General features: G+C 40.5%; 19 protein-coding genes. 3 read left to right on the forward strand and 16 right to left on the reverse strand.

The features are described from left to right. The first annotated feature begins 6 nt into the window (after window positions 1–6). The 3 genes from AB1401_08280 to AB1401_08290 all read left to right on the forward strand — a co-directional run bounded on the left by AB1401_08280 (window position 7) and on the right by AB1401_08290 (window position 3,248). Window positions 7–1,110 carry a GNAT family N-acetyltransferase gene (locus AB1401_08280; protein MEW6615444.1) on the forward strand — a complete coding sequence of 368 codons (1,104 nt, stop codon included), beginning with the start codon at window positions 7–9 and terminating at the stop codon, window positions 1,108–1,110. Window positions 1,111–1,238: 128 nt separating this feature from the next. Further along, window positions 1,239–2,480, forward strand: a complete 1,242-nt coding sequence (locus tag AB1401_08285) for a glycosyltransferase (protein MEW6615445.1) — start codon at window positions 1,239–1,241, stop codon at window positions 2,478–2,480. 90 nt (window positions 2,481–2,570) lie between these two features. Beyond that, window positions 2,571–3,248, forward strand: coding sequence for a PIG-L deacetylase family protein (locus tag AB1401_08290; GenBank protein ID MEW6615446.1), 678 nt, complete (start codon window positions 2,571–2,573; stop codon window positions 3,246–3,248). 10 nt (window positions 3,249–3,258) lie between these two features. Here AB1401_08290 and AB1401_08295 read toward each other — a convergent pair whose 3' ends face one another. From AB1401_08295 to AB1401_08370, 16 genes are all read right to left on the reverse strand, one after another. Continuing rightward, window positions 3,259–4,182 carry a dihydroorotate dehydrogenase gene (locus AB1401_08295; GenBank protein ID MEW6615447.1) on the reverse strand — a complete coding sequence of 308 codons (924 nt, stop codon included), beginning with the start codon at window positions 4,180–4,182 and terminating at the stop codon, window positions 3,259–3,261. Window positions 4,183–4,191: 9 nt separating this feature from the next. Continuing rightward, on the reverse strand, window positions 4,192–5,025 hold the full coding sequence (locus AB1401_08300; GenBank protein ID MEW6615448.1) for a dihydroorotate dehydrogenase electron transfer subunit: 834 nt from the start codon (window positions 5,023–5,025) through the stop codon (window positions 4,192–4,194). A 58-nt stretch (window positions 5,026–5,083) separates the two neighbouring features. Continuing rightward, window positions 5,084–5,521, reverse strand: a complete 438-nt coding sequence (rimI, locus tag AB1401_08305) for a ribosomal protein S18-alanine N-acetyltransferase (protein ID MEW6615449.1) — start codon at window positions 5,519–5,521, stop codon at window positions 5,084–5,086. Window positions 5,522–5,597: 76 nt separating this feature from the next. Beyond that, a complete protein-coding gene (locus AB1401_08310) occupies window positions 5,598–6,005 on the reverse strand; it encodes a PTS fructose transporter subunit IIA (protein ID MEW6615450.1) in 408 nt (135 codons plus the stop codon). Window positions 6,006–6,145: 140 nt separating this feature from the next. After that, entirely contained in the window at window positions 6,146–7,003 is an 858-nt protein-coding gene (gene rapZ / locus AB1401_08315) for an RNase adapter RapZ (protein MEW6615451.1), read from the reverse strand. A 43-nt stretch (window positions 7,004–7,046) separates the two neighbouring features. Then, window positions 7,047–7,511: a PTS sugar transporter subunit IIA gene (locus AB1401_08320; GenBank protein ID MEW6615452.1), complete on the reverse strand. Its 465-nt coding sequence runs from the start codon at window positions 7,509–7,511 to the stop codon at window positions 7,047–7,049. A gap of 26 nt (window positions 7,512–7,537) precedes the next feature. After that, on the reverse strand, window positions 7,538–8,083 hold the full coding sequence (gene raiA, locus AB1401_08325) for a ribosome-associated translation inhibitor RaiA (GenBank protein MEW6615453.1): 546 nt from the start codon (window positions 8,081–8,083) through the stop codon (window positions 7,538–7,540). 15 nt (window positions 8,084–8,098) lie between these two features. Continuing rightward, entirely contained in the window at window positions 8,099–9,535 is a 1,437-nt protein-coding gene (gene rpoN, locus AB1401_08330; GenBank protein ID MEW6615454.1) for an RNA polymerase factor sigma-54, read from the reverse strand. A 21-nt stretch (window positions 9,536–9,556) separates the two neighbouring features. Continuing rightward, complete coding sequence (lptB, locus tag AB1401_08335) at window positions 9,557–10,279, reverse strand: LPS export ABC transporter ATP-binding protein (protein MEW6615455.1); 723 nt, start codon at window positions 10,277–10,279, stop codon at window positions 9,557–9,559. Further along, complete coding sequence (gene lptA, locus AB1401_08340; GenBank protein MEW6615456.1) at window positions 10,280–10,834, reverse strand: lipopolysaccharide transport periplasmic protein LptA; 555 nt, start codon at window positions 10,832–10,834, stop codon at window positions 10,280–10,282. A 29-nt stretch (window positions 10,835–10,863) separates the two neighbouring features. Next, entirely contained in the window at window positions 10,864–11,427 is a 564-nt protein-coding gene (lptC, locus tag AB1401_08345) for an LPS export ABC transporter periplasmic protein LptC (protein MEW6615457.1), read from the reverse strand. Window positions 11,428–11,441: 14 nt separating this feature from the next. Next, complete coding sequence (locus tag AB1401_08350; GenBank protein ID MEW6615458.1) at window positions 11,442–11,963, reverse strand: HAD-IIIA family hydrolase; 522 nt, start codon at window positions 11,961–11,963, stop codon at window positions 11,442–11,444. Between the two features lie 217 nt (window positions 11,964–12,180). Continuing rightward, window positions 12,181–13,005 (reverse strand): 3-deoxy-8-phosphooctulonate synthase, encoded by an 825-nt coding sequence (gene kdsA, locus AB1401_08355; GenBank protein ID MEW6615459.1) that lies wholly within the window; start codon window positions 13,003–13,005, stop codon window positions 12,181–12,183. Between the two features lie 77 nt (window positions 13,006–13,082). Continuing rightward, the gene (locus tag AB1401_08360; protein MEW6615460.1) at window positions 13,083–14,735 is read right to left on the reverse strand and encodes a CTP synthase; all 1,653 of its coding nucleotides are present in this window, start codon (window positions 14,733–14,735) and stop codon (window positions 13,083–13,085) included. After that, window positions 14,736–15,071 (reverse strand): Rho termination factor N-terminal domain-containing protein, encoded by a 336-nt coding sequence (locus tag AB1401_08365; protein ID MEW6615461.1) that lies wholly within the window; start codon window positions 15,069–15,071, stop codon window positions 14,736–14,738. 291 nt (window positions 15,072–15,362) lie between these two features. Next, complete coding sequence (locus tag AB1401_08370; protein MEW6615462.1) at window positions 15,363–16,559, reverse strand: ABC transporter substrate-binding protein; 1,197 nt, start codon at window positions 16,557–16,559, stop codon at window positions 15,363–15,365. Window positions 16,560–16,579 lie beyond the last annotated feature (20 nt).

The following is a 16,579-nucleotide window of genomic DNA, read 5'->3' on the forward strand; positions in this document are numbered from 1 at the left end:
ATGGACGTGAAAACAGAGCTATATACTGAAGACAGTGCATTCAGCATACTTAAAAATCATTGGGGAAGTCTTATAGATAAGAGTTCATCTAACGAAATTTTTCTTACCTGGCAGTGGCAGAATACCTGGTGGAGACATTTTGGGAAGGATAAAGCATTAAGGATTATGGCTTTTCGTCAGGAAAAAGGTGCCCTTATAGGTTTGGCTTCTTTCTCTGTCGAATCATTCCCTGGTGGCAAAAGGGTAATGAGGTTTCTGGGGGGAACTGATGTGACCGATTACCTTGATATTATTGCCAGAGCCGGGTATGAAGAAGATGTCTGTAAAAATACAGTGGATTTCTGGAGGTACACAGAAGATGAGTGGGATTTTATTGACCTTCACTGTTTGAAAGAATCCTCGATTGCATTGAATGTATTGAAACAGTTTCTTGAGGAAAATAAATATTATACAGAGATTTCTGTAGAGGATGTGTGTCCCAGAGTCAGTTTGCCTCCCTCATGGGGGGAATATCTGGAATCCTTAGATAAGAAAGACCGTCACGAACTGCGACGTAAGGTTAGACGGGTCGAAAGAGTGTCTCAATCTGGTAACGGTTATAGTATCGAAGATTCCAATTCTGTAACAGATGATATTGAACAGTTTCTTTTGTTGCACCGTAAAAGTGATGTACAAAAGGAAGGCTTCATGGATAAGGAGATGGAGGTATTTTTTCAAGACATTGCCAATATTCTCTTCACGGAGAATTGGTTGAAATTGTCTTTTTTGCAGATTGATGGAACCTGTATGGCATCTTCAATGTGTTTCGATTACCAGAACAAACTATACCTGTACAACTCAGGTTATGACCCGGAGTATTCCTATTTAAGTCCGGGCATAGTCCTTATGGCTCATTTGATCCGAGAGGCAATTGAGTCAGGGCGGAGTGAATTTGACTTCTTAAGGGGGGAGGAACCTTATAAGTATCACCTTGGGGCTAAGGATTCCAGTATATACAGGATGGTTATAAGTAAGGAAAGCGATAAAGAATTGACCCTGGAAGATGAAACCCACATGCCTCAAAGAGACACAAAGGACAAGGAAAATGTCTTTGCGAGGAGTTCGCCATAGGCGAGCGACCCCTATAACAGCACACTTAAGTGTGCTGTTGAAAATGATGAGATCGCTTCGCCCCAACTTGTCGGTGCTCGCAATGACAGGAATGGGTGCCTTTTAAATGTGAACTGAAGAGGATAAATATGTCGTTAAACAGGGTGATTATGATATCTGTCCATAGTTGCCCCTTGGACATACTAGGAGGAAGAGATACCGGAGGGATGAACGTATATGTCCGGGAGCTCAGCCGTAAGCTTGGTCAAAGGGGTATTGGAGTGGATATCTTTACCCGCTCTAAGAATCCGTCTGTACCTAAGATAGTTTACATAGATGAAAAGGTTCGGGTTATCCATGTGAGGGCAGGTTTGGAAAAACCTTATCATAAGAACCTAGTCTGGAACTATTTACCAGAGTTTCTGGAGGGGGTCTATCGTTTTGCCCGGGAAGAGGGGATAACCTATGATTTAATCCATAGTCATTACTGGCTGTCTGGATGGATAGCCAGTAAGCTAAGTCAAGAATGGGAAATCCCAACGGTTCATATGTCCCACACCCTGGGTTTTCTGAAAAACCAGGTAGCAAAGATTGATGATGAAAAAGACCCTCCTTTGCGCTTAGAAAATGAGATTAGGGTTCTCAGGGCTGCTGATAAGATAGTTACCACAACTCCTCTGGAAAAAATCCAGATAAATAGAGAATTTGACATACCCCTTGACAGGATTAAAGTGATTCCCTGCGGGGTAGATTTGAATCTGTTTAAACCATGGAAATCAGAGGAGGCAAAGTCTCGTTTGGGGTTAAATGGTCAAAAGTTTATACTCTTTGTGGGGCGGATTGATCCGATAAAAGGCTTAGATAATCTCATCAGAGCTATGAGCATATTGACAAAGGATGATAGAACCAATGGTAACGACTTGAGATTACTGGTCATTGGGGGTACCCTGTCTGATGAAGGTAATGAAGGAAAAAGCGAATTAAAAAATCTGATGAAGTTAACCTCGGAGTTAAACCTTGAAGATCGAATAGAATTCCTTGGCACTAAGAGACAGGATTTATTGCCGTATTATTACTCCAGTGCTGAGGTATGCGTACTTCCATCCAGGTATGAGTCTTTTGGCATAGTTGCCCTTGAGGCTATGGCATGCGGGACTCCTGTGATAGCCTCTGAAGTTGGGGGGCTTTCCTATGTTATGGGAGATGAAAGGGCAGGATTTTTAGTACCTGAAGGTGATCCTGAGATATTGGCTGAGAAAATCAGCTTTATAGTTGCCAACCCTTTTATAAAGGAAAAATTCGGAAGAGATGCCGTTAAACGGGCGGAAAGGTTTGGGTGGTCTTTGATTGCTGATAAAGTGATTAGTCTGTACTCGCAATTGGTAAGTTAAAAAGTTGAAGAGTTGAAGGGTAGGGGCAAACCTGCGTGTTTGCCTTAAAAGGGTTGAGTAGTTGAGGGGTTTGGGGAGAAAGGCAGCCAAATGGAAAAAGATAGAATAATGTTAATAATGGCACATCCGGACGATGCTGAGATGGGATGTGGAGGGACAATAGCAAAGTGGATAAAAGAGGGGCATGAGGTTCGTTATGTGGTCTGTACCAATGGAGACAAGGGAACCAAAAACCTGGAACTTTCCCCGCATCGCCTGGCTGAAATGCGAGAGGATGAACAGCTTAGATCTGCTGAGGTACTGGGTGTAAAAAGTGTGACCTTTCTGCGTCACAGGGATGGAGAACTAGTAGCGGACCTTGCCTTTCGAAGCGAACTTGCCCTTCTTATTCGTCAGTACAAACCCCATATTCTAGTAACCCATGACCCCTGGCGTCCATACCTGTTGCACCCTGATCACAGGGCAGTCGGCTTTACCACAACGGATGCTGTGATTGCCGCCAGAGACCACCTCTTCCTGCCGGCACAGACGAATGCAGGGTTTGATGCTCATTCTCCCCGTGAAATCCACTTTACGTTTCCAGAGAACCCCGACCTTTTTGTTGATATTACAGAGACCCTGTATAAGAAATTGGAGGCTATAGAACAGCACAAGAGTCAGATTAAGATTCACCCAGATTGGAAGGAAAGGATGACAGGGATGGCTATTGAATTTGGCAAAAAGGCTAACCTTCAATACGCGGAAATCTTTAAGAGGGTGCTGCTTTGAGATGCTTTCGTCAAATCCTTAATGTCCCTATGAGGCTTTTTATATCGCCGATTCCGTGATCCCCCAGGTATTTTTCAATACCTGAAAGGATGTCCATAGTAGCTTTAGGGTTGATGAAGTTTGCTGTTCCCACCTGGATAGCAGATGCCCCGGCAATGATAAACTCCAGTGCATCATGGGCATTCATTATCCCCCCGATACCGATTACGGGGATTTCCGCAACCCTTGCCACTTCCCACACCATTCCCAGAGCAATAGGTTTTATAGCAGGGCCTGATAGCCCGCCCGTTATATTAGCCAGTTTAGGGGTTTTCGTTTTGATGTCTATTGCCATTCCCTTTATGGTATTGATTAAAGATATAGCATCTGCACCAGCGTCCTGAACGCTTCTGGTAATCTCTGTTATATCGGTGACATTAGGAGAAAGCTTTACAATCAGGGGAAGTTTGGTTGATTCCCGTATCAGATTTACTAGTTCGAATGCCATATGTGGATCAGTTCCAAAAGTCATTCCACCTTCTTTTACATTCGGGCAGGAGATGTTGATTTCTAACCCTGAGATACCATGAGTATCATCCAGCTTGTTCGCTACATCACGGTACTCTTCTATGCTACTGCCAAAGATATTTACGATTATCGTGGCACCGCTGTCTATCAAGTAGGGGAGCTTTTCTCCAATAAAACGGTCTACTCCAATGTTTTCTAAACCGATGGAGTTTAGCATTCCCCCTGTTGTCTCAACGATTCGGGGAGGCGGATTGCCAGGTCTTGGTTCTAAAGAAATACCTTTTACTACAATCGCCCCCAGTTTATCCAGGCCCACATAAGGGGCATACTCTTCACCATAACCAAAGGTGCCAGAGGCGGTCATTACTGGATTCTTTAATTGAATCCCACCAATATTTACGGATAACTCAACAGGCTCATGGTTCATAAGGATTCCTTACTTCCAAATTATGTCGTTACTGTCAAAGACAGGGCCATCTTTACAAACCTTTTTATAAACATCTCCGCCTGCCTTTGTCTTAACTATACACCCCAGACAGGCGCCCACAGCACAGGCCATCCTTGCCTCCAGAGATATCTGGCATGATATGCTTTTTTCGCCGGTGATCTTTGATACCTCTCTTAACATGGTGTCTGGTCCGCATGCAAAGCAATGGGTAGAAGAACCTGGACTATAATCTCCGAATTTAAGATAATCCAGTAATAGATCAACAACTACTCCTTGCTGTCCCAGACTCCCATCTTCTGTAGCTACTCTAACCTCTAAACTAAGTTTTTCAAACTCTTCAACGCATAAAACGTCATCCCTGCCTTTTCCACCCAAGAAGAGTAAAAGGGATTTAAGCCCTGAACACTGTAAAATTATGTTCTCTGCCAAACTAAAAAGGGACGCTACTCCGATCCCTCCACCAACCAAGATTGCTGTTCTGATATTAGTATCTATTCTATATCCTTTGCCCATAGGTCCCAAGAGATCAATCTCATCATCTTCCTTCATCTCAGACATTATCTCTGTCCCTTTGCCTACCACCTTATAGAGTATTTCTAGCTGACAATCACTACACCTTTTTTCTCCTTTAGTATTTGCTTTCCCAGTCCTGTGTATTACAAAAGGACGTCGCAAGAAAGGGTCCCATTGGTTGCTGACTCTTACCATAATGAATTGACCGGGAGCTGCTCTGGAGGCTATCTCCGGACAGTCTAACCCCATCTTATAATAAGTTGGGGACACCTCTGTGTTAAAGAGAATTTTTGAAAACACCTGGTACATTTATCATCTCATTCGGAGAATGGGGGGAACCCCTTCCGCCTGAGGCGGACTTGAACCCTCAAGCCATCAGCTTTGAACACATAATAATAGCATCTTCATAGTTGTCTGAGTAATATCGGCGTCGTACCCCTATGGCTTCAAAAGCGAATTTTCTATATAATAATATAGCAGAAAAGTTTGATTTACGGACCTCTAAAGTTGCAACTTCTGCACCCACACGGATAGAAAACTCAATGCCAGAGTTAAGGAGCCTGGTTGCAATTCCCTGTCGGCGAAAGTTGGGGTGGATAGCAAGATTTAAGATGTGAACTTCATCGGTTACCAACCAAAGACAGATATAACCAACTGTCCTCTTTTGATGGGGAGTGGATTTTTTGGCAACAAGAATCTTTGACCACTCAAGATTCAGCTCTTGTTCGAAGGCATCTCTGGTCCAGGGGGATTTGAAGCATAGATTTTCAATATCCAGAACCTCGTCAATATCTTTACCCTCCATCTCTGCTATCTCTAGGTCTGTTACCTGAAGAGAATTTCTCTCAAGACTTTGGGAAGTTGAGTTCATAGAATGTCGTTTACGTAACCTTTTTATTCATAATCTCACTGGCCAAATTAATGTTCTTCTGTCCAAAAGATTTCAGCTGCACAGCCAGTTCGTTTAATGTTTTATCTTCCCGGTAAGTAGAAAGCTTAATGAGCATTGGTAAGTTTACTCCTGTTAATACCTCTACCTTTCCTTCTTCCAAAAAAGAGAGACTCAGATTAGAAGGTGTACCACCAAACATATCAGTTATTATCAAGACACCTTCACCATTATCTAACCTTTTAATAGCCATTGAGATCTCTTTCCTCAATTTATCTGTGTCTTTCTTGGGGTCAACAGATATGGCGTGAATACCATCTATCCTGCCACCCATCATATCGGCAGCAGCAACCAACTCAGCCCCTAAATTGTAATGAGTTATTACCAGAATCCCGACCATTATTCCTCCATACTGAAAATACTGATCAAACAGCTTCTATCTGCAATTCAGAGAACAGACTTCAGACGTTAGACCCCAAACTATCCAATTGTATAATCCCTGGCTAATTTCAGTCTGATGTCTATGGTCTGCTGTCTGAATCACAGAGCTTCTATATCCCTGTGTCTGATACTAACCATGTATTTTTCTTTATCAAAAGATTTGACCAACTCGTTGATAATGGCTACAGAACGGTGCTTTCCCCCTGTACAACCAATAGCGATAGTTAAGTATACTCTCCCTTCTTTTTCGTATAGAGGAACCAAAAAGTGAATTAGATTGGAAAATTTCTTAATAAATTTTTTTGTTTCGCTTCTTTTTAAAACATAATCAGAAACCTCTTTGTTTTCACCCGTGAGGTTCTTTAATTCTTCAATGAAGTATGGGTTTGGTAAAAATCTCACATCCATTGTTAAATCAGCATCGTATGGTAACCCATACTTGAATCCAAAAGAGAGTAAATTTATAGTCATCTTTTTCAAGGAAGATACTTCACTAAAGTATTGGTAGATAGCATCCTTTAACTGATGGACGTTATAATTAGAGGTATCTATAACCTTATTTGCTGTACTCTTTAAATGTGAAAGAGTTTCTCTTTCTAATCTAATTCCTTCAATGACCGATTTGCCTTCTGCCAGAGGATGGGACCTTCGGGTCTCACTGAAGCGCCTGAGCAGGATTTCCTCAGAGCACTCCAGGAATATTGTTTCCATTAGATAGCCTTCCTTTTTCAACTCTTCAAAAATTTGGGGGTATTCCTTTAAAAACCCCCTTTCCCTGACATCCATTACAAAGGCTACCTTGGAGATTTCTCCCGGAGTTTGAAGGCGCAACTCTAAGAATTTTGGAAGTAGAATAACTGGCAGGTTGTCTACACAGAAAAATCCGATATCCTCTAAAGCCTTTATTGCTGTGCTTTTTCCTGAGCCTGAGAGACCAGTTATAATGACAAATCGGATGTTCTTCATTTAATTTGAAGGTGAGACCTAACCTCATCACGCATCATTGAAAATTCTCATCCCTTTCGATAATAGTGTTAAAGAGGTCATCTTTTAATTTAGCTTCCATTAGTTCTTGTTTGAAAGAGTTGTCTTTCAACAGACGTGAAATTCTAGCCAATGCTTTCAAGTGGATACCCGCAGAATCTTCTGGTGCAACTAGTAAAAAGAAAAGGTGGGTTGGTTTCCCATCCATGGAGTCGAAATCTACTCCGTCTACACTTTTTCCGAAAGAGGCTAACAGGGTGTCAATATTTTTGAGTTTCCCATGAGGTATTGCTATACCATCTCCGATACCTGTACTTCCCAATTTTTCTCTTTCTAAGAGAACATCTAAGAGTTCTCCTTTATTTATTAGTTTGTTTTGTTTGACAATAACAGTAACAAGTTCCTCTAAAACCTCCTTCTTGCTTTTAGAGGTTAATTCAGGAATTATTAAATCTCCGCTTAAAATATCAGCAATCTTCATCAGTTTCCTCTTCGGATGCACTTGCATTAATACTCAGGCTCAATTAAACCATAATTTCCGTCTTTTCTCCGATAAATCACATTAACCTTTTCTGAGGAAGCATTGGTAAAAACCCAGAAACCGTAATTCGACGATTCTAATTGCATTGCTGCTTCTTCTACAAACATAGGCTTTATGGATAAGTTTTCGCTTCTTATAACCTTTGGTTCCTCTCCCCCTTCAAGACTGTCTGCTGTTAACACATTGATTCTACCCGATAAATTCCCTAAATTAGGATTTATAGTTTTATGTTTTTTCAACCTTTCTTTATACTTACGAAGCTGTCTCTCAATTTTATCCATAACCAGATCAATTGAAGAATACATATTGTCTGTTTCCTCTTTACCATTTATTACTGTCCTGTTAGCAACAAGACTTATCTCCGCTATATTTCTGTGTTTTTCTACTGAAAGTACAATATTCGCTTCAATGGGTCTATCGATGTATTTTTTTACTTTAGCCAATTTTTCTTCAATGTACTTTTTAAAGTCTTCAACAGCATCCATATGTCGAAAGGTCACAGTTATCTGCATTTCTTACTCCTCCTGCTAAAAAAACCTTTTTCTCTTTGATGAAGGTAAAATATTTAACACCTCACGGTATTTAGTTACTGTTCTTCGCGCAATATTTATATTTAATTCCTTCAGAATATTAACAAGTTTCTGGTCACTATAAGGTTTCTTGGGGTTTTCATTAAGAATAATCTGCTTGATCTTATCTTTAACGCTCTCAGAGGCTATACTTTCTCCTCTTGAATAGTCGATTCCACTGTTGAAAAAGTATTTGAGCTCAAAGATTCCATGAGGGGTGTGTACATATTTATTTGTTGTAACCCGGCTAATAGTTGATTCATGCATACCAATATCTTCAGCTACGTCTCTAAGAACCAGAGGTTTCAGGTGTCCTGTATTTTTCTCAAAGAAATCCCGCTGAAATTTAATAATGCTTTTCATAACCTTATGTATGGTTCTCTGTCTCTGATGGATACTCTTTATTAACCACACCGCAGAACGGATCTTTTCTTGTATGTATTCCTTTGTTATTTTTGATGTTAGGTCTCCTTGGGAGAGGGCATTGCGATAAAAGGAACTTATCCTCAATTTGGGCATACCGTCTTCGTTCAGGACTATAAAAAATTCATTTCCTACATTGTAGACATATATATCAGGGGTAATGTATTGAGCTTCTTCCTCATTGAAATGTCTGCCAGGGGTGGGACCCAATTCAGAAATTAACCTTGCAGCCTCCACAACCTTTTCTAAAGAGACCCCCAATTTTTTAGCGATTATTTGAAGCCTCTTATTTTCCAGTTCAGGCATATGATTGGCTAAGATTTCTCCTACAATAGGACTATCTCCAATACGGTGTTTTGCTTGAATAAGTAAACACTCTTTGAGATCTCTGGCTCCAACACCCAGAGGGTCAAATTCTTGAATCTGCCTTAAGACACTCTCAACCACAGATTCATCTACCTCGGTGGTCTCAGCAATATCGGCTAAGCTAACCCGAAGGTAGCCATCGTCATCTATATTCCCAATGATCAAGCTGCCTATTAGCTCTTCTGTTTTAGTAAAATTTGAGAGACGGAGCTGCAACGTCAGATGATCATAAAGGGTCATTTTTTTCGTTAGTCTGTTCTCTAATGAGAGTTTCTCATCGTCTTCAATGCCGGAACCAGAACTGTCTGGAATAAAACCACCTATATAGTTTTCCCACTTAATACCCATGTTTGTGTCTTGATTATCAAATGTTACTTCTTTTGTTTTATCGGGTTCGAGTTCTCTTATCCCGTCACTTTTGTTGGAATTGTCCCCATCAGAAAAATCTTGAATTTCTTCCAATACTGGATTTTCTACAATCTCCTTTTGAATAAGATCCTTCAATTCTAATCTTGAGAGCTGCAGCAGTTTTATTGACTGCTGCAATTGCGGTGTCATAATTGTCTGCTGTGCCAGTTTTAGGCTCTGTTTAATTTCTAAAGCCATAATATATCCGGTCTAAAACACTTATAATTTAAACTTTTCACCCAGGTATATCTTTCGGGCCTTTTTACTGTCAGTAATTTGTTGAGGGTTTCCAAATTCCAGGATTCTTCCCTGATCTATAATATAGGCTTTATCACAAACACCTAGAGTTTCCCGGACATTATGATCGGAAATAACAACCCCTATGCCTCTAGATCTCAATTGTCTTATGATATTTTGAATATCAATAACTGCTATAGGGTCTATTCCGGCAAAGGGTTCATCAAGTAGAATAAAAGCAGGAGAGGTTACAAGTGCCCTGCTAATCTCTACCCTCCTACGTTCTCCTCCAGAAAGTGAATAAGCTTTATTCTTAGAGATAGAAGCTATGTTTAACTCATCTAACAGTTTATGTAACCTTTCTTTTTTTTCTTCTTTTGATAACTTTAACGTTTCCAGAATTGCTAAAATATTCTCTTCTACTGTCAATTTACGGAATATCGATGATTCCTGGGGAAGATAATTGATTCCTTTCCTTGCCCGTAGATAGATAGGGTAGTCTGTGATATCCTCGTCATCCAGGAATACCCTTCCCTGATCCGGTTTAATTATGCCAACCATCATAAAGAAGATAGTTGTCTTCCCAGCTCCGTTGGGACCCAACAATCCGATAACTTCTTCTGTATTGATTTCCAGGGTTATATCATCAACAGCCTTTCTATCTCCAAATACCTTTGTTAGACCTTTGGCCGATAGAGTTCGCATTTAGTATCTTTTTTCTCCTTCATCCTTCTCTATATTAATTGTAGCGTTTACCCTTGTATTTTTATTCCCTTCTACCACACCCCTATCTTCGGCCAAAAAGAGAGTTATCTTTTCCCCCTTTATTATATTGTCTCCTTCCCAAACTCTAGGATTTCCTGTAAGTATAATTTTTTCCTGAGAATTCATAAACACAGCCTTTTCCCCACGGGCCTTTTTATTTCCCTGATTTATCCTTACATCTCCCTCCGCCACAATTTCCATCACCTTCTTGTTCGCCTTGTCATACATTACAGATATACTTTTCGAACGTATTGTGAGTTCTCCTCTTTTAGCAACTACATTCCCAGTAAATTTTACGACGTTTTTCTTATTGTCTCCTTCAAGATGATCCGAATTGATTACTATAGGTTGGTTCTTATCATTTAGTTCAAACTTGTCTCCTTTATGCAGTCCTGAGGAGGTATCAAGACCCATGGATAGATATACATTAAAGGACAGTATTGAAGCTATAACTATCGTTAAAATCAAGCATTTTTTTGGGGCCTGTAATTTCATAATAACCCAACCAGCCCGCCATAGGCGGATTAATCCCTCTTAAGATTTTTCACTATTGTTGAGACATCATTTAACACAAAGAACCTTCCTCTGTCAACATCAATGGTCATTCCTACCCCGCTGAGTTCCATCCCATAACCGGTAAACTCAATCTTATCTGGAGTATAGATTTCCCTTTTTTTTGAGCTGTATTTTAATGACTGAGTATGGAATTGATATCTATTGTCGGAACTTACAACCACATTTCCCCATATTTCAATGTCTCTGGTATTGGTTATAACCTTTCCCTCATTTCCGGTCAATGTTAAAGGTTTGGCATCTTTAAAGAATATTTTAACCGTGATATCCCTAAGGGTTCCCATATCTTTGTTTTTGAAGTACTGCCCTGAACTTGCTTTAATTTCCCATTCTTTGACACCACGGTTGGTTTTTATGTAATGGATGTTCTTAATAGTCACATCAGCTTTACTTGTAACCGAATCTATTGTTTCTACTTGATTCCAATGCCCCGCATAGTTATTTATAAATATTTTTATAACAGCGAGGGTTGCTAAGATAATCAATGAGATAACGATAAACTTTGTCTTTTTCATCTATGGAATTTAGATTAGGTATCTCCAAAGTAATTTTCTGTAAGCATATTCCATTTATCCTGGGCTTTCAAGATCAATTCACATACCTCTCTGACTGCTCCGTTTCCACCATTCTTTACTGTAACATAATCAACCACCTTTTTCAAATATTCAGATCCATCAACCACTGCCACAGAAAAACCGACTCTTTTCAACAAAGGTATATCAACCAGATCGTCACCTATGAAACATACCTGGTTATCAGCCAACCCTTTTTCTTTTAGTATTTTTTCATATACTTTTACTTTATCAAATATTCTTTGATGCAAAATAGAAATATCTAAATCTCTAGCACGATACCCGACAGCCCTGGATTCTCTTCCGCTGATAATCCCTACCTCAATCCCTGCCCGCTTTAACAGCTTTATACCATGTCCGTCTTTGACATCAAAACATTTTAACTCCCCACCTTTATCATCATAGATTATTCTGCCGTCGGTCAAAACCCCATCCACATCCAGGATAACAAGTTTTATTGCCTTTGCCTTCTCAATTATTCTATCTTCAATTCTATTTTCCTTGATTTTTTTAGCCCTTCCTTTCAACTAAATTACCTTCCTGTCATTCCGTGCCTGACCCCGTATCGAGTACGGGGCAGGCGCGGAATCTAGTGTTTTCAACTGGTTCCTGGTTCCGGCTTTCGCCGGAATGACGAAGGAAGGGGGGTGTTTTTGATTCTGACTTCTGGCTCTTGAATCTTCTATTTTTATGGTATCAGTGCCCTTTAACAATATTGTCGATCTTCCTAATTTGGACTAGCAATGCGGGCAGAGAATCCAGGCTTATCGAATTGGGACCGTCGCATAACGCACGATCAGGATTCTCGTGAACTTCCATAAATATAGCATCTATCCCGACTGCAACAGCAGCCATGGAGATATTAGGGACAAACTCTCTCTGTCCATCAGAAGCTGTACCTTTTCCTCCTGGTAGCTGGATACTGTGAGTAGCATCGAAAACCACAGGGTATCCAAAACCTCTCATAATAAATAGAGAACGCATATCGACTACAAGGTTATTATACCCGAATGAAGTCCCCCTTTCGGTTAGTAGTATCTTTTCATTGCCAACTGATTCTACCTTTTCAATAATATTCTTCATATCCCAAGGGGCCAGGAACTGTCCCTTTTTTAGGTTTATTACCTTTCCGGTTTTGGCAGTATCGATAACGAAATCTGTCTGCCGGCAGAGAAAGGCAGGTACCTGAAGAACATCAAGAACCTGTGCAGCCTGATCGATCTCTTCAAAGCGATGTATGTCAGATAATACAGGAATCCCCACTTTCATCTTGACCTCGTTGAGTATACTCAGACCTTCTGAGATACCAGGGCCGCGGTAAGAATGAAGGGAAGTCCTGTTTGCTTTATCATAAGAAGACTTGAATATCAATGAAATAGATGATTCAGAAGCTATATCTTTTAGCCGTTCTGCTGTGCGTATTGTCTTCTTATGACCCTCGATTACACAGGGCCCTGCGATTAAAACTAAAGGATTGCCGCCGCCTATTTTGATAATATCCCCACCGAGGGGGGTCTTGATGTTAATTACCTTTGTCAATCCCGGCCTTCCTTATAGTACCGTTTCAGGGGTCACTGTGAACTGTGAACTGTCAACTGTTAACTGTGAACCATATCTTTAGATTTATCTGACGAAAGAGATGCCTTAATAAATTCCCTGAATAGAGGATGTGGGGTCATAGGACGTGATTTGAACTCCGGATGAAATTGGCAGCCCAAAAACCAGGGATGAGACTCGATTTCTATTATCTCAACAAGTTCTCCATTAGGAGAAACACCACTTGTCCTTAGCCCTTTTTTAACCAAATCTTCTCTATATTTGTTATTGAATTCATATCTATGTCTATGCCTTTCAGAAATGAGTTCCTGCTGATACGCTCTATAGGCAAAGCTACCCTTCGTTAATCTACAGGGGTAGGCTCCTAATCTCATTGTACCGCCTAAATCCGTATTTTCATCTCTTTGCTGGATTGTATTGTCCTTATAGTCAATCCACTCTTTCAACAGACCTATTACTGGGTAAGGAGTGTCCTTATCAAACTCTGAGCTATGTGCCCCCTTCAATCCACAGACGTTTCTTGCAAACTCAACTGCAGCCAGTTGCATACCCAGACAGATTCCAAAAAATGGGATATTATGCTCTCTGGCGTATCTAATAGCCTTAATTTTCCCTTCAATCCCTCGATCACCAAACCCACCTGGCACCAGAATTCCACGTACATTGACCAAAAGTTTATCCGGGGTCTCTTTTTCTATATCTTCTGAATCCACATATTTCAGGTTTACCTTGCAATCATTGGCAATTCCTCCGTGGACAAGGGCTTCGTTTAAACTCTTATAGGAATCTTTCAGACTCACGTATTTCCCCACTATAGCAATCTCTGTTTGCTGTTTGGGATCTTTTATCTTTTTAACCATTGCTTCCCATTCATCTAAAACTGGCGCTCTGGTCCACATATGAAGCATCTCAACGACTTTCTCATCTAATCCTTCACTATGGAAAACCACAGGCACCTCATAGATACTGTCCACATCTTTAGCAGTAATTACTGCATCCTTATCCACATTACAGAATAGGGCTATCTTAGATTTTATCTCAGGGGGTAGAAGTCGATCGGTACGACAGAGGAGAATATCTGGTTGAATACCTATTTCCTGTAACATCTTTACGCTGTGCTGAGTTGGTTTGGTCTTTAATTGACCAGCGGTAGGGATAAAAGGAACCAGGGTCAGGTGAATGTAGAGGACGTTATCCCTCCCCAGGTCGGTTTTGAATTGCCTTATTGCCTCCATAAATGGGAGGCTCTCAATGTCTCCTACCGTGCCTCCTATCTCGATAATAGCGACATCAACGTCATTGGCAACTTTCAATATGTTTTCCTTTATTTCATCAGTAATGTGCGGTATTACCTGTACTGTCTTGCCAAGATAATCTCCCCTTCTCTCTTTAGAAATCACAGAATCATATATCTGTCCAGTAGTGAAATTATTCTTTTTGCTCAATTTGGCGGTGGTAAATCTTTCATAGTGGCCTAGGTCCAAATCAGTCTCAGTACCGTCATCAGTTACAAATACTTCACCGTGCTGAAAAGGATTCATAGTGCCGGGGTCTACATTTATGTAAGGATCGAGTTTCTGAATAGCAACCCTTAATCCCCTGCATTCCAGCAATGCCCCAATTGAAGCTGATGCTAAACCCTTTCCCAAAGATGAGAGCACTCCCCCTGTTACAAAGATCAATTTCGTCTTCATCTAAGAACTCCTGCTGATTGTATTTCCCAGTCTTTTTGTCATTCTCTTCAGTTTTTTTATCCTGTTTTTAAGACTCTTTAATGCTTTTTTATCCCTGTTTTCTAAAGCCTTTTGTTTCTGAGGTTTAAGACTTCTTAACTCTCTCTTTATGTCTGTCTTTGATTTTAAAGGTTTTTCTTTTGTTGATTTTTTATTCTTCTTGGGTTTTCCTGAGACTTTTCTAATGGCTTCAATCAGTTCAGCTTTTTTCATTGCACTAACACCGGTTATTTCTGGATACTTCTTTGCCTCTTCTCGTAATTCTGGAACAGTCAATTTTTCAATATCCTTTTCCATATTTCCCCCTTAACATAAAGTTATTAGATGTTTATATCATACTCAATCCCTTACTGCAATTCAAAAATCCTGACTACTGGAATGTCCCCATAAACAGCGCACTTAAGTGCGCTGTTTATGCTATGAGTAGAGAGGATCTCCTGAAAGGTATCGTTTTTTTGAAATCTAGGGGGATTGAGTAAGGAAGTGAAGTATCTTGTCGGCTGTCACTCCCGCGTAGAGGGGAGTGACAGCCATATCAGTTAGATTTTAGAAATTAAGTTTTGCAGGAAACTCTATATAAACATTATTCTATTTGGCTTCTATCCAATCTGTTAGAGGAACAAAATAACCTTTCTTTAAGTCAGCCTTGTCCATCCTTGAATAACTGTTACCCTTATGATTTGTAGGACTATAGCTTACAGGTCCGGTTAGACCTTTCATATCCAGGTTTTTGATAGTTTCTAATGTATCCACAAACGAATCAGGTGACAATTCCTTTCCAGCCCTTTTTATCGCCTCGTGAGCTATCCTTGAAGTAACCCAGGCTTTTATAAAATACCTGTGGACAGGTCCTATCTTTGGATCATCCTTCAAAACTATTTTCCTCAACTCAGCCATACCTTTAGTATCATCAAACCATGAAGCAATCGGCGCCGAGCTGTACAGGTTCTTTGCTGTATCCCCAGCAGTTTGTGCGATTCCATCTCCGATAGCATGAAAGGTATTGAAGAACATGGGCCAGTAGTTCAACCTTTTGGCACTCCTCAGTAAAACAAGGGTTGGTCCGTCGACCGTAATAGCTATAAGATGGGTAACATTTTGTTTCCTTAAGGTGAGAATTTGGGTAGTTGCATCCAGGGCATCCATAGCCAGAATCTCTCTGCCCACGAGAGCAACATTGTACTCTTTCGCCTTTTCTTCCAGGACCCTGTAGCCCGATTTTGCGTATTCAACGTCAGGACCAACAAAGGCAATGCGTGCGTCCTTTGCCTTCCTGATCTTTACAATATAATCCATCATTACTTTGATCTCATCTTTGTTGTCATTAATTGCTGTAAACACGTATCGTTGCACTGGATCGGTCATGGTCCAGGACCAACTCAGACTGATTACAGGGACCTTGTTTTTCTCTATCTGTGAGAACAAAGCGGTATTTTGACCTGTACCCCCACACCCAAGGATTGCAAGTACTCTGTCTTTGAAAACCAGCTTTTTGAAGGCTGCTACTGCCATTGGAATAGAGTAGCGGTCATCTTCGACGGTAAGCCTAATCTTATTGCCATTTATACCACCTGTATCGTTTATATGCCTGAAATACGCTCTGGCACCAGCTGTATAAGGCATCATTAACTGAGCTGCCGGTCCTGTCTGGTCAGCTATTAAACCGATACTGATCTGATTTCCTGAAACTCCTCTTACATCCACAGCAGAAAGCAAATTACTTGAACCTATCAGAAAAATCAAAGTGAACGCAACCACTAAGCATGTTTTACTTTTCCTCATCATCTTGAACCTCCTCGTCAGGT

It is taken from the genome of Thermodesulfobacteriota bacterium, from assembly GCA_040757775.1.
Taxonomy (GTDB): Bacteria; Desulfobacterota; UBA8473; order UBA8473; family UBA8473; genus UBA8473.

Excerpts from the sequence above, each read along its gene's own strand:
- AB1401_08285 (MEW6615445.1), top strand. The coding sequence starts at position 1,239 with ATGTCGTTAAACAGGGTGATTATGATATCTGTCCATAGTTGCCCCTTG.
- AB1401_08290 (MEW6615446.1), top strand. The coding sequence starts at position 2,571 with ATGGAAAAAGATAGAATAATGTTAATAATGGCACATCCGGACGATGCT.
- AB1401_08295 (MEW6615447.1), bottom strand. The coding sequence starts at position 4,182 with ATGAACCATGAGCCTGTTGAGTTATCCGTAAATATTGGTGGGATTCAA.
- AB1401_08300 (MEW6615448.1), bottom strand. The coding sequence starts at position 5,025 with ATGTACCAGGTGTTTTCAAAAATTCTCTTTAACACAGAGGTGTCCCCA.
- rimI (MEW6615449.1), bottom strand. The coding sequence starts at position 5,521 with ATGGAGGGTAAAGATATTGACGAGGTTCTGGATATTGAAAATCTATGC.
- AB1401_08310 (MEW6615450.1), bottom strand. The coding sequence starts at position 6,005 with ATGGTCGGGATTCTGGTAATAACTCATTACAATTTAGGGGCTGAGTTG.
- AB1401_08320 (MEW6615452.1), bottom strand. The coding sequence starts at position 7,511 with ATGAAGATTGCTGATATTTTAAGCGGAGATTTAATAATTCCTGAATTA.
- raiA (MEW6615453.1), bottom strand. The coding sequence starts at position 8,083 with ATGCAGATAACTGTGACCTTTCGACATATGGATGCTGTTGAAGACTTT.
- rpoN (MEW6615454.1), bottom strand. The coding sequence starts at position 9,535 with ATGGCTTTAGAAATTAAACAGAGCCTAAAACTGGCACAGCAGACAATT.
- lptB (MEW6615455.1), bottom strand. The coding sequence starts at position 10,279 with ATGCGAACTCTATCGGCCAAAGGTCTAACAAAGGTATTTGGAGATAGA.
- lptA (MEW6615456.1), bottom strand. The coding sequence starts at position 10,834 with ATGAAATTACAGGCCCCAAAAAAATGCTTGATTTTAACGATAGTTATA.
- lptC (MEW6615457.1), bottom strand. The coding sequence starts at position 11,427 with ATGAAAAAGACAAAGTTTATCGTTATCTCATTGATTATCTTAGCAACC.
- AB1401_08360 (MEW6615460.1), bottom strand. The coding sequence starts at position 14,735 with ATGAAGACGAAATTGATCTTTGTAACAGGGGGAGTGCTCTCATCTTTG.
- AB1401_08365 (MEW6615461.1), bottom strand. The coding sequence starts at position 15,071 with ATGGAAAAGGATATTGAAAAATTGACTGTTCCAGAATTACGAGAAGAG.
- AB1401_08370 (MEW6615462.1), bottom strand. The coding sequence starts at position 16,559 with ATGATGAGGAAAAGTAAAACATGCTTAGTGGTTGCGTTCACTTTGATT.